Here is a 14775-nt window from a genome sequence, read left to right as displayed (position 1 = left end):
TTTGTTCGCGATGACGTGGAATCCTTGTTCTCTTTGCCGTGGAATCACGATTCACTTTGCCCTGGAATGGGTGTTCTCTTTGCGTGGAATACGCAGTCATCAGGAATGTCTCCGCGATCGAAGCGATAAACACGACGCGGACCTCGACGACGCAGGTAACCAGTGCGCACGAACGGCGGCAACGGGCCGCCACAACAGTGACAGCGCGGTGTTGTCAGCGTCGCCGTCGTACGATCATCGGCTTGAACTGCAACGGCGGCGCCTGTCGTCAGGTCCGCTTGCAGTACATCATTCGCAGGGGGAGAGGGTGAACCGTGATGCGTCACGATTTTGCGTTCAGCCCGATAGCGTCGTGCTCGTGCCGCGTGGGCGAAGCGCCCGCGGCGGCTGCGCTGATACCGGCGGCCGGCCTCGCGCACACTGACCCGCCGGGCCTCTTTGGCGCAATCCCGGCAATAGCGATTGCCACGATCACAGCGCCCGCAAATGACGACCTGCGCCCGGCAACGGGCGCACACGAACAGGCGGCCCGTGGGCTGCAGCCCACAGGGATTTCTTCCGGGCATCGGCGCTCCTTGATGAACGCCGAAGACCATCGACAGAGCGCACCTGCCATGCAACAATTAACGCGCACAGGTGCGCCGGACCTGTCATCCGGGATCAGTGTGGGCGCGGCATCGGTTTGACTCGCGAGGTCTTGATAGCCGATGCCGCGCCGGTTGTTTCTTCGGCGAACCGCCTTTCTATCACGGCCCAGACTGTTCGCGTGATGCGCAGCTGGGTGCGTCTCCAGTCGCCCTACGGGCTCCCTTCGACGCACCCAGCGTCAAGTCCTCTTCTCGTTGTTACTCTCGTCCCCCAAGGCAAACAGCACCGAACCTCGTCGTGCGCTTACGCTCATGCAACGCCGCCGTCAACCTGGCGCCGCCAGATTTGTGCGGATCCCCAGCACCATCGACACCGCGTCATAGTCGTTGTTCGCGTCAAGCGCGCAGGCCCGCCGGGGCGCCCGGAAGCTGCCGCGGGAGCCATCCACCTCGTGCGGCACCCTCAACCGCTCCCATGGGACGACGACGCCAGGCGCGGTCACGGCAATCAGCGCGTGAGCGCGTTCTGTCAGTTGCGGGTGGGCGGCAAAGAACACCTCGATCTGCCGGGCGCTGGTCTGGCCGAGTCCGGGCACCGAAGTCCACCAGCGGCGTCGACGCGGCACCCGCACGGTCAGGTCCGCGAGGGTTGTGATGCCATGCGCCCGCAGTACGCGTGCCGCGCGCGGCGTCAGCCACAGGCCGATGTCATCGGCGATCTGCGGTTGTGGCATCGGCAACGCACGCAGGATTTCGATCGCGTGTGCGACCGCGCCTGCCCGGGCGAGCCGGTCACCGACAGGATGTTGCAGCAGATCAGCAAGATCGGCGCGCTGGCGTTCAAGGGCAAGGTTGACAAGCTGACGGCGGATCGCGCCGAGGATGCCGCGCGCCGATGCGCCCGGCACGCGTGCGTGAGACAGGTAGCGGTCCACGGCGGCCCGCGACGACAGGCCGGCATACCAGCCACGCAGCGCCGCAAGCTGGTCGGCATCCGGAAACGCCAGCAGTTCCACGGAGGCGGTGTGCGAGGTGGGCCGGGACTGACGCGTTTTCATGTCGGGCAGTTTAGTGTAAAAAGGCACCCATTGCCATAAAGCAGAGGGTTTTTTGGTTAGCGATTGCGGCTACAGACATATAAGGAAGTCCGTATAAGTCGGACCGCAATCGGTAACTAAAAAACCGTTTGTGCTGAACCGCTCCGCAGGCGGTCGTGCTATGGGCATTGAATCGTCGATGCGGTCATCGAGCGCGCTCCATAGGCGTGAGCTGGGCACCGCGCTACGATGAAGCGGAGTTGACTATTGCGTGACGGTGGTGCGAGCGTGGAGTTGACGATGTGAAGGGTGCAGATTCCGGGTCGTTCGCGTACGGCAAAGACTCGATGACACAAGCCCGGGCGCGTCGCCATCAGGAATGAATGGAAACGTGATCGGTAGGGGTGCGAACGCGGATCAGAGGACATGGTGAGTGCGTGGCGGCGCACGCGGAAGTGCACCGGGCAGGAAGGTTTCGATGCAGATCATGTGGCCTTTGCCGCAGAGGGGGCAATCGCGCAGGGACTTGCCGGTGAGTCGCTGGTAACGGTCGCGGTAGTCTTCCATCGGGTCGGGTATTTCGTCCGCGGGAGCCACGACGCCGAGCAGCCGTCGGCAGGTGGCTAGCCTGGCTGTGCGGTGGCGATTGGCCAGCAGGCCGTAACTGCGGATGTGTTTGAAGCCGGCGGGCAGCACATGTAGCAGGAAGCGGCGGATGAATTCGTCGGCCTCAAGCGTCATGGTTTTCGTTGCGGCGGGATGTTTATAGTCTTTCCACCGGAAGGTGACGTGGCCGTCGTCGAAGTTGACCAGCCGGTTGTTCGAGATGGCCACGCGGTGGGTGTAGCGGCCCAGATAGTCGAGTACGTGTCGGGCGTCGCCGAAGGGAGGCTTCGCATAGACCACCCACTCCGCTTGTGCGGCCGGCGCGAGAAAGGCGGCGAACGCCTGAACGTGGGCGAGCGGTTCAAGTTGGCCGTAGAAATGCAGTGCGCCGGTGTCGAAGGCATGGCGCAGCTGGGCGAGAAACAGACGCCGGAACAGCCGTGAGAGCACCCGCACGGGCAGGAAGAAACCGGGGCGACAGGCGATCCAGTGTTCGCCGTCCGGGGCGATGCCGCCGCCCGGTACCACGCAGTGCACGTGCGGATGGTGTTGCAGGTTCTGTCCCCAGGTATGCAGGACCGTGATGAAGCCGATCTCGGCGCCCAGGTGTTTCGGATCGGCGGCGATCGTGCGCAGGGTTTCGGCGCTGGTGCGGAACAGGATGTCATAGAGAAGCTTCTTGTTTTGATAGGCGAGCGCCGCGATGGGCTCGGGCAGCGTGAAGACCACATGGAAATACTCGACCTCGGGCAGCAACTCGGCCTGCCGGTGTTCGAGCCATTGCGCGCGGGCGAGCGACTGGCACTTCGGGCAGGCGCGATGCCGGCACGAGTTGTAGGTGATGCGCTGGTGACCGCAGGCGTCGCACTGTTCGACATGGCCGCCGAGGGCCGCGGTGCGGCACAGCTCGATCGCGCTCATCGCGCGCCGTTGCGCACGACTGAGTCCACCGGCGTGGCTCTGCCGGTACTGCGGCCCACAGCGGCGGAAGATGTCCGCCACCTCAAGTGCCGCACCCATGATCGCGTTCAGAAATAGTCGGGCGGACTGGGCGGAGGCTGCACCGGCTCGAGGTGCGGCAGCAGATCAAAGGGGCTGGAGGTTGCGCAGATGGTGCTGGTTGCCAGCTTGAGGTAGCGCGCAGTCGTCGACATGCTGCGATGACCCATCAGTAGCTGGATCCTGCGTACATCGGTGCCGGTCTCCAGCAGGTGCGTGGCGAAGGCGTGACGCAAGGAATGTGGCGTGATGGGTTTCTGGATACCGCTGCGCTGGCGCGCGTTCCGGCAAGCCAGCGCTACTGCGGAGCGGGTGATGGGATGCCCGGGGATGTCGCCCGGAAAGAGCCACTCCCGGGGGTGAGCGTCGTGCCAGTACAGTCGCAGGATCTCGAGCAGCCGCGGCGAGAGCATTACGTAGCGATCCTTACGATTCTTGCCCTGGTTCACACGGATGACCATGCGCTGGCTGTCGATATCGGTGACCTTCAAGTGCACGACTTCCGACACGCGCAGCCCGGCGGCGTACGCGCTCATCAGGATCGCGCGCTGCTTGAGACTGGGGATCGACTCGAAGAAGGTAGTGATCTCCTCCAGGCTCAGGACGACCGGCAGTCTGAACGGCTTCTTCGGCAACGGAAAGTCCTCGTCGCTCCAGGCTCGCTTGAGCGTCACGCGGTAGAGGAAGCGCAGTGCGCCGATCGTTGGACCGAGGCTGGCGGGGGCCAGCTTGCGCTCCTCGCGAAGATGGACGAGCCAGGCCCGGATCTCTTCGGGGCCGAGCAGTTCAGGCGAGCGCCGGAAATGCCGGGCGAAACTGGAAACCTGCAGCAGATAGGACTTCTGGGTGTTGTCGGCGAGGTTGCGGATCTGCATGTCCTGCAACATGCGTTGGCGAAGCAGTGTCATGGCGTACCTCCTGGGAACAGTGGATGGCATGCCCGGTCGGGCACCTCCATGCTGCTCCTGGCCGCCTGCCCGTCACTTCGCCGTAGCTTGGCATCGGACAACCGTCCTGACTGAACGTCAGGCACTGACCTCCGCTTCCCTCCCACTACCGCGTCAGCGGTTTAGTACAAGAAGGATTATGGCGATGGAACGGATTACACTGCATTTTTTTGAAGCGTCAATCCGGTGGAATCGGTGCCGCAGTCCATGCCAGCACCATCCCCACCCTTTGCCGAGCCGACCATGCCACGACGTTCCATTCTCGCGCCCGCCGAGCGCGACAGCCTCTATTCGTTTCCCGACAGCCACGATGACCTCATCCGTCATTACACGTTCAGCGAGGCAGAGCTATCGCTGATCGGCCAGCACCGGGGCGCGGCCAACCGCCTGGGCTTTGCCGTCCAGCTGTGCTGCATGCGATACCCAGGGTTCATCCTGGGCGCAGGCATTGAGCCACCACCGGCGCTGCTGGAGTACGTTGCCGGACAGCTCGGCATCGAACCGACGCTCTGGAAAGAGTATGCCAATCGGGACCAGACGCGTCGCGAACATCTGCTCGAACTGCAGGCTGCGCTGCAGTTGCGGCCGCTCACCGTGGCCGATTACCGTCCGGCCGTGCTGGCCCTTGTTGACCTGGCGATGCAGACCGACAAGGGCCTCGTGCTCGCGCAGGCACTGGTCGGATACTTGCGCCAACAGGCAATCCTGCTGCCGGGCGCGAACGTGATCGAGCGGATCTGCGCTGAGGCGGTCACGCGCGCGACGCGCCGGATCTACGATGTCCTTACGGCATCACTGTCGGATGAGCACCGGCAAAGACTCGACCAGCTACTGAAGCGTCGTGACGATGGCCGCATGACATGGCTCTCGTGGCTGCGGCTGCCGCCGGGAAAGGCGAGTTCACGTCAGATGCTCAAGCATATCGATCGCCTGAAAATCCTTTCACGCCATTGAGCTGCCCGCAGGGCTCGACCGGATGGTGCACCGGAACCGCCTGCTCAAGATTGCCCGGGAAGGCGCGCAGATGACGCCGAGCGATCTGGCCAGGTTTGAAACGCAACGCCGTCATGCCACCCTGGTGGCCATCGTGATGGAGGCCACGGCGACGGTCACCGACGAGATCGTCGACCTGCACGACCGCATCATCGGACGGCTCTTCAATGCCGCGAAAAAGAAGCATCAGGAGCAGTTTCACCGCTCCGGCAAGGCCATCAACGACAAGGTTCGACTGTACGGAAAGCTGGGCAGAGCCCTGCTGCAGGCCAAGGAAAACGGCGGCGATGCGTTCAAGGCGATCGAATCCGTCATGTCGTGGGAGGCATTCACGAAAAGCGTCAGCGAGGCCGAGCGACTCGCCCAACCTGAAGCGTTCGATTTCCTTCACCAGATTGGCGATCATTATGCGACGCTGCGCCGGTACGTCCCGGCCTTCCTCGAAATCCTGAGGCTGCGCGCCGCGCCGGCGGCGACGGAGGTGCTTGACGCGATTGATATGATCCGGGCCATGGACCACGACGGGGTACGCAAGTTGCCAGCGGACGCGCCCACCGCCTTCGTCAAGCCGCGCTGGAAACCGCTCGTGATGACCGACGCCGGTATCGATCGCCGCTACTACGAACTGTGCGCACTGGCCGAGCTGAAGAACGCACTACGCTCAGGCGACATCTGGGTGCAGGGCTCGCGCCAGTTCAGGGACTTCGACGACTACCTGCTGCCAGCAGAAAGCTTCCAGACCCTCATGCAGGGCAACGCCTTGCCGCTGCCCATCATCGCTGACTGCGACCAATACCTGAACGAGCGGCGGCAGTTGCTGGAGCAGCGGCTGGCAACCGTCAATCGGCTCGCAGCGGCCAACGGACTTCCCGATGCAATCATCACAGAATCAGGTCTGAAGATCACGCCACTCGATGCCGCGGTTCCCGAGGCCGCCCAGACGCTGATCGACAAGACGGCGGCCATGCTGCCGCGCGTGAAAATCACCGAGCTGCTGATGGAGGTCGACGCCTGGACCGGATTCACCCGCCACTTCACGCACCTGAAAACCGGTGAGACAGCGAAAGACAAGACATTGCTGCTCACGACGGTGCTGGCCGACGCGATCAATCTCGGGCTGACGAAAATGGCAGAAGCCTGCCCGGGAACGACCTACGCGAAGCTGTCGTGGCTGCAGGCGTGGCACATCCGCGACGAGACCTACTCACAGGCGCTGGCCGAGCTCGTCAACGCGCAGTTCGCCCATCCCTTCGCGACCCACTGGGGGGATGGCACCACTTCGTCATCCGATGGACAACGCTTTCGCGCGGGCAGCCGTGCTGAGAGCACCGGGCACGTGAATCCGAAATACGGCGCAGAACCCGGGCGCATGTTCTACACGCACATCTCCGATCAGTACGCGCCGTTCTATCCGAACCTCGTCAACGTCGGCGTGCGCGATTCGACCTACGTGCTCGACGGGTTGCTGTACCACGAATCGGACCTGCGCATTCAGGAACATTACACCGACACCAATGGCTTTACCGATCACGTCTTTGCGCTGATGCATCTGCTCGGCTTCCGCTTTGCGCCGCGCATTCGCGATCTCGGCGACATGAAGCTGTACGTGCCTGGCAATCCGAAGGACTATCCGGTACTTGCCACAATGATCGGCGACACGTATAACGAAAAGCACATCCGCAGGAACTGGGACGATGTGCTGCGCCTGGCAACGTCGATCCGGCAGGGTACGGTCACGGCCTCGCTGATGCTGCGCAAGCTCGGCAGCTACCCAAGACAGAATGGTCTCGCCGTCGCACTGCGAGAGATCGGTCGCATTGAGCGCACGCTGTTCATTCTCGACTGGCTGCAGAACGTCGAACTGCGGCGCCGCGTGCATGTAGGTCTGAACAAGGGCGAGGCCCGCAATGCGCTCGCACGCTCGGTGTTCTTCTACCGCCTCGGGGAAATTCGAGACCGCAGTTTCGAGGCGCAGCGTTACCGTGCCAGCGGCCTGAATCTGGTCACGGCCGCAATCGTGCTGTGGAACACCGTCTACCTCGAGCGGACCGTCCAGGCCATACACACGCGCGTACCGGCCGATACTGCGCTGCTGCCGTATCTGTCGCCGCTGGGCTGGGAGCACATCAACCTGACGGGCGACTACGTGTGGCAGCGGGACCGGAAACTCGAGGCCGGCAGGTTCAGACCGCTTCGAACGGAGCCGGAGACAGAATCGCGGGTTCGGCGTCCCTCGCGATCTGCCGCAGGATCGATCGATCCTGTGGCCATATCCGGCGAACTCGACGTCGTATAATCGACAGATACAGTCGCTTCGACCTCGCGAAGAGAAAATCCCCCCGTGAATAACCTGACGTCCCAACAGCCGCTTGCCGATGACGATTTCTCCCGTCTCGCCGGGTTTCTCGACTCCATCGGCGATGCAGCGATGAACATCGAAACGCTCGACGGCTATTTCGCCGCATTGATTTGCGGACCCGACATCGTGTTGCCCAGCGAGTATCTGCCGCAGATCTGGGGGGAAGATTTTTCGTTTGAAAGTGACGGACAGGCCACCGAAATCATCGAACTGCTCATGCGTCACTGGAACGCGATCAGCACGGAACTGCAACAGACGCTGCATGAGCCGAACGTGTACCTGCCAGTCTTGCTCGAGCGCGAGGATGGTGTTGCCCCGGCCAACGACTGGGCGCACGGCTTTATGCGCGGCGTACAGATACGTCCTGAGAGCTGGGGTGAACTGATCCACGACGAGGACCACGGCGGCCCGATGATCCCGATCATGATGCTGCATCATGAACACAATCCCGACCCGCAGATGCGGCCTCCACCGATCCCTGCGGAGAAGCGCGAGGCGTTGCTGGAGACGATGATCGCCGGGCTGACCCACATCTACCGTTACTTCGAGCCGCACCGGCGGGGGCTGGCGAGCATCCAGGCACGTGTTCCCATGCGCCGTGACGAACCGAAGATCGGACGCAACGAGCCGTGCCCGTGTGGTAGTGGCCGCAAGTACAAGCATTGCTGCATGGCCAGTTCGCCGACGTTTCACTGATCAGACAGCACAGCTACGGAGACACGCAATGCCCCAGATTCCGGATGATGCAGATCTACCCCTGAACGCCAACGGCCCCGCGTACACGTCGCGACAGGATCGTGACGGCATACCGCTTGCGTATGTCGGTGAGAAACTCGGGCTCGCCATTGCGGATCTGCATCGCCATGCCCTTCGCTGTCAGGGCGAGCGTGACGATTTGCGCTGCACCATGTACCACCTTCTTGTAGCATACCTGGGACTGCACAACATGCTGGGCAAGGCGAACGACCGGACCCTGGTTGACCGGCTGCTTGACGGCAGCAGCGAGAAGCTGGACACATGGTTGCGCCTGATCGAGCGGGAGGGCGATGTTCACGGGCTCGCCGAACTGGGCAACTGACTCATACGGGTTGTGTGAATCCCATGAAGCCAATCTTTGACGGCGAGCGTGTGCCGGTCGCCATGCAAGACCGGTATCGCGAGATCACGGCGCTGACCGATGCCTTTTGCGCGCAGCATCTGACCGACGAATACCGCGACCTTTGCCGGCGTCTCGTTGCCACCCTGTGCCGCAAGCGGCCATCGCCACTGGTGACCGGTCCGGCACGCTCCTGGGCCTGCGGCGTGGCCTACGCAATCGGGCGCATCAACTTCCTCTTCGACAAATCCCAGAAGCCCCACATGCGCGCCGATGCGCTGTGCCAGCACTTCGAGTTGAGCACCCAGACCGGTTCGGCCCGCTCCGGAGCAATCCTCAACCTTTTGAAGATAGGCCAGCTCGACCCTCGCTGGTCGCTTCCCAGTCAGCTCGCCAGAAATCCGCTCGCGTGGCTCATCGAGATCGACGGTCTTATCGTTGACGCGCGCCGCATCCCGCGCAATTTGCAGGAAGAAGCTTTCCGCCAAGGTGTCATCCCATTCGTTCCAGGCGAAGATCAGTAGTTCACTGGAAATCTCGGCTCCGTTTGTACGCCACCCAGTGCGCCGGGTAGATCAAGCTAAGCGTGCTTTATTTTCCGTTTCCTGAAGCGACCCGTAATGGCGCCGCCCCAACCGGCTAAAGACCCGGCCGCGCGTGCCGTTATGTCGGAATGGACAACCACCATAGGCCAACCAATGCAAATGAAGTCAGCACTCCCCGGCGTCCTTGCCGTCATCGTTGCGACCGCAGCGTTTGCGCAGACGCCTCCTCAAACGACGCCCCTCGCGCAGGCAATCTCGCCGGAGCTGTATCCAAAGTTGCCGCTCAACGAGCGTCAGTCATATGTGGCAGGCGTGCTGGATGCGGACCGCGTTCTGTTTCCACAGTCCAAAGCTCAGTTTGCGGCATGCCTTAGCGGCACGACAGTCGCGCAGCTGACGGAGGTCGTGGATCGCAGCCTGCCCACGCTCGAACCGGTCTTGCGTACTGCGATGCCAATCGCAGTCCACAACGCACTCATCACGGATTGTGAACGACGTGGCTTCAAGGGCTGACCGCTGCGTTGTTGCGCCGGCACGGGAACGTGACGGCAACGGTAGCAAGCGAGGAAAAGCCGGACCCGCTTATCTCCTGCAATTAGCCGAGCGGGCCACCCTCGGCACCGCGGCAGTTGCACTGGGGATCGTGCTCGCCCTCGTGAGCCGCGATTCACTCGACGCGCCGCTGCAGTGGGCGTTTGCCTTTGCGTTTGCGGCCATCCCGCTCAGCGTTACGGGCTACCTCTGTCGCGAACTCGTGCTTGACTCGGGCGGTCTCTCCCGGCTCTTCCAGTTGAGTCGGGAGGGAATCTTGGTGGCAATCATGGTCGCGTTGCTGCTTGTGGCGGCTGCGCTCGTGGCGCTCCTATCCCATGCGCTAAGCCTTCACATGTCGTGGGGTGTCGTCTACGGCCTCTTGTGGATCGTCGTCCCCCCCTGTTATGCGATTGGCATTTTTGCGAAATATCTTGAGGCGCAATCCGCCGGGTCGGGGACTGAAGCGGACTTGACAAATCGCAGCGGTGAGACCCCGCCAACGAGCGATACTCGACCCGCTGTGGCGCCGATCGGGCCGAAGCGCCGTCGCAACAGCCAGCGCTAACGTTTTGCCGTGCCGATCAGTTGCGGCCAGAGGATGTGTGCTACCCGTAACACCTGATTCTGGTGGATGGGACCACGACTACCTACGAACCGGATTGCGTACGGCATTTCGCGCAGCCGTTCCCCCTTGATCGGGATAAGCACAAATTCGACTTCGCAGTCCGGAAGCGCGCTTTCCAGGCGTTTCTTATAAAGGCTGACGTCGACCATGTGACGCTCGAGCGTCAAAGTCTCAAGCCCTATTTGCACCTTGGTCTGCACGCGCGCTACTCCGTGATCGAGATCATGCTCATGATAACGGCATCATGTCGCGGTCATCGACGCGGCGGGCGTAGGTGAAATTGCTCTTTCGAAGCCGATCGGACCTGGCGTCCGAATTCCTCCCTCCCTGATAGGCACCGTTCGTGCTGGACGATGGCTTCTGGTGGAGATCATGATGGAGTCCAGATCAGTAGCGTGTGGCAAGGCGTCCGGCCGCCACATGTCTGGCCACCGCCACAAACTTGCCTAGCGAGGCCAGCTCATGCCCGGTCGCTGGAATTCGGCGCGGAGCCCACGTCGCGCGCGAGGAGATGACGCGCCGGGGCAACAACCGTCATTGATCGAGCCGCAGCTCGCGACGCTGGTCGATCGGCCGCCTCCTGCTCATGGCTGGTCGTACGAAATCAAAGTTCGACGGTTACCGGCTGATGTGCCGTCTCAGCTCCGGTGCGGTGAGAATCTTTACTCGCAACGGGCATGACTGGACAGATCGCATGCCGAGGTTGCGCGATGCGCTCGCGGGCCTGCCGGTCGCTTCCGCCTGGCTCGACGGCGAGGGCGTTGTGCTCGATGCTTCGGGTAGGCCTGACTTCAACGCGCTGCAGAATGCATTCGACAGGCGAAGCACCGCGGAAATCACTCTCTTCGCCTTCGACCTGCTATACGTGAATGGAACAGACATCCGGGAGCAACCGCTGCGATCGCGCCGAACTGTGCTGCGCGACCTGCTCGAACAGCTGGACCATCCGCTGGTGCGGTTTTCCGAAGACTTCGATGAGGATCCAGCGTCCCTGGTCGCATCCGCATGCAAGCTGAAGCTCGAAGGTATTATCGGCAAGCGTGCTGATGCGCCGTACCGCTCGGGTCGCTCGCCCGACTGGATCAAGCTCAAATGCAACCGCAGCCAGGAGTTTGTCGTGGGTGGCTTCTCCCGTGCCCGCGGCGCTAAAGGCGGAGTACAAAAACTCCTGCTTGGCGTTTTTGAAAACGACGGTTCGCTGCGTTATGCCGGTAGCGTACAGCCGTACCTCAAACCCAGGGCCACCGCGGCATTTTCGCAGCGCGCGCACGGTCTGGCGCAGCCGGAATCCGCTTTCTATAACCCGCCGACTCCGGATCGCGATCGCGAACTCATCTGGCTACGACCGGAAATGGTCGCAGAAGTGGCCTTCCTAGAATGGACTCCGGGCGGTGAACTGCGGCATGCGACCTTCCGCGCGTTTCGTGAAGACAAGCCCGCTCGCGCTGTGACGGAGGAGCCAGTCACGGCTATCGGTCCGGATGGTTGCAATGAGCGCCCGCAGGCTTGGGACCGCGAGCGGCCAGGGCCGAAAAACAAAGTGGTCCTCGCGGGGGTCTCCATCAGCAACGCCTCGCGCGTCATTGACGATGCAACGGGACTCAAGAAAATCGACGTCGTGCGATATTACACAGAGGTGGCTGAGTGGGCGCTGCCATGGTTGCATGACAGGCCCCTCACCTTGGTGCGCGCGCCGGACGGCATAAAGGGGGAGCTGTTCTTCCAGAAACATGCGGACAAGATGCGGATTCAGGGCGTCAGCGAATTGCCCAAGGAGCTTCATCCGCGTCACCCGCCGCTGCTCGTTGCAAACTCGGTAGAGGCACTGGCAGGCCTCGCGCAGATGGGAGTCATCGAGTTGCACTCCTGGAATGCGGTTGCGCCCGACCTCGAACATCCCGACCGCGTCATTTTCGACCTGGACCCGGATCCGCAGCAGGCGTGGAGCGCGATGCTGGATGCGGCTTCGCTGGTCAAGGTTGTTCTGGACGAAGTCGGTCTGAAGTCTTTCGTTAAAACGAGTGGTGGCAAGGGCTTTCATATCGTCGTACCGCTGACCCGCCGGCAAGGATGGGCCGAGACCAAGGAATTCTCCAAGGCTGTCGCCCAACACATTGCTCGCGTCCTGCCTGACCGGTTTTCAGCAGTCCTCGGACCTAAAAACCGCGTTGGCAAAATCTTTATCGACTACCTGCGCAATAGCCGCGGGGCGAGCACTGTCGCACCCTTTTCGGTACGCGCACGACCAGGAATGGCTGTCTCGATGCCCATCGCTTGGGACGAACTCATGGAAGTGAAGCGCGGCGACGAATGGACCATGCACGGTGCGATTGTCCGGCAACGGTCGCTGGGCGCCGATCCTTGGGCGGGCTACTGGCAGACGAGACAAGGCGTCAACGCCGCGATGCGTCGCGCGGTGGGCATGAAACCCTGACCAGCGTAGACGGGCTCGCGAACAGCATCCGGACCACCAGCATTAGTTGCAAAAGGTTGTATTTTGAAACCTAAAGTGCTAGGCTTGGTGGGTATAAAAATAGAGAGGTCATCATGGCAATTGCACTCAAACTGTCGGATGAACTGGTCGAGATTGCGAAGCCGCATGCGGCGGCGAAGCATCGATCGGTTCCCAAGCAAATAGAACATTGGGCGCGGCTAGGGAAAGCGGTCGAAGAAAATCCCGACATGCCCGTGACGTTCATTCAGGATACGTTGTTGGCGGTCGAAGAAGCAAAGGCAGGACAACTGTCTGAATATCAGTTCTCTTCGTAATGGCAATCAGCATTCGAGTTACACCGACCTTCGAGCGTGCGGCCAAGAAACTGCATGCCCGAGACAAGAAGGATCTGGACAAGGCGGTGCGGGAGATTGCCGCAGATCCAGCGATCGGCGCGGCGAAAAAAGGAGACCTGACCGGTGTCTATGTCCACAAGTTCAAGATCAACAAGCAGGAAGTCTTGGTCTCCTACCAGTACACGTCGAGCGAGATAGTTCTGTTGAGCTTAGGTTCGCATGAGAATTTTTATCGCAACCTCAAACGCTAAGAAACGACGGAAAAAGAGGATATGAAACCGAAACACCTGTTCTACGGCTCGGCCGTCTTCGCCCTGGTCATCGCTTTGCTTTACGCGATCCAAGGTAGCGTCGGCCTGGCGCTTCTTCTACTTTTGGTCGCCTCGTGCTGCCTACTCAACACCAGGCGCGCAGGTAGTGATCGTGCGGCGAGCTGGGCCGGCGTAAAGCGTATGTTCGGCGTCAGATAACGGATCGGAAAGACGATGTCTGCATTGACCACATCACTCGCGCTGCGGGCCGCGATTAACGTGCTACGTGACTCGGCAGAATCGCGCAGGATGCCGTCAGGCGAGCCTTTGGATGCCGCCAGCGTGCAACTGCACCTCGACGCGGCGGCGACCCTTGAAAAGTCCCTATCGGACCTTTGTGATCACGAGTAGGAAACGCATGACTGCGCCACCGCTAGTGCGTTGCTCCGCGTCAGCCACGACGTGCATTGCAGACTGATAGGGGCGCTGGCCGTAGGCATCGGCGTTCGGGCCGCTTTGGCGTTGGCTTTGTGGAAGGCGTAGGCCAAGGAAAACAGGAAAAGCATGACATGAAAGCAATGTATGCCATAAGCGGATTGGCTCTCGTATCGGCGGTCGGGACGGCCGCCTCGGGACATATGGCGCTGTCTGCCTTTGCGACGGTTGTCGGTCTCGCGGCGTGCGTGGTGGCCGTTAAGGCAAGCCGCGCATAGGACGCAAAAGATTGCTGTACCCGCGCGCTCCCGCTACTTGATTTCAAGCGGCGCGAACAGGGAGCGTGCGGCCCCGACTAAGGCCTTGATCCAGCAACAGGCGTAGCAAACGGCTGGCATAATATCGGCTCTCTCAGGTTCTGCTACGGCCCTCGGAATTGGCAGAATCTTTGGCCGACCTTCTTGGTCGGCTTTTTTTCGGTGCGCCGAGCATGCGCAACAGCTTGGGGGTGCGAGTCCCCTGCCCAACCTGATGGTGGTGAAGGGCTAGCGAAACGCAAGGGCGTCGTCGTGAGGCGGGGTCTGAAGGAAGCGTGTAGCAAAGCCACGACCTGACGAACAGAAATCAGATATGAGGCCTACCCGGCCGGACGAGCGAGCCGATGATCGCGAAGTCCATAACCATCAAGGTCCGGGGTGGTAGATCTGGCAGGCGTGTGGCGAAGGCGGTTGAGCTTACCTCGGGAGGCCTGTGCGGTGTCCTGGAATCAGGACTGAACGGCTCGCAAGGGCCGTTGACCATCGTGCAGGAGTCAGCAGCGGGCATAGTACAGCGGCAACGCTGGAAGGCCCAAACGGAGAGGAGCGGCGAGTAAGCTGCGTATTCCACGCAAAGAGAACACCCATTCCAGGGCAAAGTGAATCGTGATTCCACGGCAAAGTGAACAAGGATTCCACGCCATCGCGAACAAG

The 14775-nt window shown here is 61.6% G+C and carries 13 protein-coding genes and 2 pseudogenes; 11 read left to right on the top strand and 4 right to left on the bottom strand.

Annotated elements, in window-relative coordinates; genetic code table 11:
• Positions 1-925 precede the first annotated feature (925 nt).
• The 3 genes and pseudogenes from KHO30_RS38890 to KHO30_RS38880 form a co-directional block, all read right to left on the bottom strand.
• A pseudogene (locus KHO30_RS38890) lies at positions 926-1645 on the bottom strand (phage integrase family protein); the annotation flags it as partial.
• Positions 1646-2041: 396 nt separating this feature from the next.
• On the bottom strand, positions 2042-3250 hold the full coding sequence (locus KHO30_RS38885; protein WP_211704070.1) for an IS91 family transposase: 1209 nt from the start codon (positions 3248-3250) through the stop codon (positions 2042-2044).
• 8 nt (positions 3251-3258) lie between these two features.
• Positions 3259-4137, bottom strand: coding sequence for a tyrosine-type recombinase/integrase (locus tag KHO30_RS38880; protein ID WP_211704069.1), 879 nt, complete (start codon positions 4135-4137; stop codon positions 3259-3261).
• A 282-nt stretch (positions 4138-4419) separates the two neighbouring features.
• Between KHO30_RS38880 and KHO30_RS38875 the strand changes: the two are divergent.
• The 6 genes and pseudogenes from KHO30_RS38875 (at position 4420) to KHO30_RS38850 (ending at position 10268) form a co-directional block, all read left to right on the top strand.
• Positions 4420-7465: pseudogene (locus KHO30_RS38875) on the top strand (Tn3 family transposase).
• Between the two features lie 45 nt (positions 7466-7510).
• Entirely contained in the window at positions 7511-8224 is a 714-nt protein-coding gene (locus KHO30_RS38870) for a YecA/YgfB family protein (protein WP_211704068.1), read from the top strand.
• Positions 8225-8252: 28 nt separating this feature from the next.
• Positions 8253-8606 carry a hypothetical protein gene (locus KHO30_RS38865; protein ID WP_211704067.1) on the top strand — a complete coding sequence of 118 codons (354 nt, stop codon included), beginning with the start codon at positions 8253-8255 and terminating at the stop codon, positions 8604-8606.
• Between the two features lie 23 nt (positions 8607-8629).
• Positions 8630-9148: a DUF6398 domain-containing protein gene (locus tag KHO30_RS38860; protein WP_211704066.1), complete on the top strand. Its 519-nt coding sequence runs from the start codon at positions 8630-8632 to the stop codon at positions 9146-9148.
• Positions 9149-9328: 180 nt separating this feature from the next.
• Positions 9329-9682 carry a hypothetical protein gene (locus KHO30_RS38855; protein ID WP_211704065.1) on the top strand — a complete coding sequence of 118 codons (354 nt, stop codon included), beginning with the start codon at positions 9329-9331 and terminating at the stop codon, positions 9680-9682.
• On the top strand, positions 9666-10268 hold the full coding sequence (locus tag KHO30_RS38850) for a hypothetical protein (RefSeq protein WP_211704064.1): 603 nt from the start codon (positions 9666-9668) through the stop codon (positions 10266-10268). The genes KHO30_RS38855 and KHO30_RS38850 overlap by 17 nt, the downstream gene beginning before the upstream one ends.
• Here the strand turns inward: KHO30_RS38850 and KHO30_RS38845 are convergent.
• Positions 10265-10528, bottom strand: a complete 264-nt coding sequence (locus KHO30_RS38845) for a hypothetical protein (RefSeq protein ID WP_211704063.1) — start codon at positions 10526-10528, stop codon at positions 10265-10267. The genes KHO30_RS38850 and KHO30_RS38845 overlap by 4 nt on opposite strands.
• Positions 10529-10914: 386 nt before the next feature.
• Between KHO30_RS38845 and ligD the strand changes: the two genes are divergently transcribed.
• The 5 genes from ligD to KHO30_RS38820 all read left to right on the top strand — a co-directional run bounded on the left by ligD (position 10915) and on the right by KHO30_RS38820 (position 13780).
• Positions 10915-12762 (top strand): DNA ligase D, encoded by a 1848-nt coding sequence (ligD, locus tag KHO30_RS38840; protein WP_342346003.1) that lies wholly within the window; start codon positions 10915-10917, stop codon positions 12760-12762.
• A 113-nt stretch (positions 12763-12875) separates the two neighbouring features.
• Positions 12876-13097 (top strand): TA system antitoxin ParD family protein, encoded by a 222-nt coding sequence (locus tag KHO30_RS38835; RefSeq protein ID WP_175857979.1) that lies wholly within the window; start codon positions 12876-12878, stop codon positions 13095-13097.
• Entirely contained in the window at positions 13097-13369 is a 273-nt protein-coding gene (locus tag KHO30_RS38830) for a type II toxin-antitoxin system RelE/ParE family toxin (RefSeq protein WP_211704062.1), read from the top strand. Before KHO30_RS38835 ends, KHO30_RS38830 begins: the two co-directional genes overlap by 1 nt.
• Before the next feature lie 21 nt (positions 13370-13390).
• On the top strand, positions 13391-13588 hold the full coding sequence (locus tag KHO30_RS38825) for a hypothetical protein (protein ID WP_211704061.1): 198 nt from the start codon (positions 13391-13393) through the stop codon (positions 13586-13588).
• A gap of 15 nt (positions 13589-13603) precedes the next feature.
• Positions 13604-13780: a hypothetical protein gene (locus tag KHO30_RS38820; RefSeq protein WP_211704060.1), complete on the top strand. Its 177-nt coding sequence runs from the start codon at positions 13604-13606 to the stop codon at positions 13778-13780.
• Positions 13781-14775: the final 995 nt, after the last annotated feature.

The organism is Paraburkholderia aspalathi, assembly GCF_905220735.1.
GTDB classification, from domain to species: Bacteria; Pseudomonadota; Gammaproteobacteria; order Burkholderiales; family Burkholderiaceae; genus Paraburkholderia; species Paraburkholderia aspalathi.
This window is presented reverse-complemented; position numbering and strand designations above follow the sequence as displayed.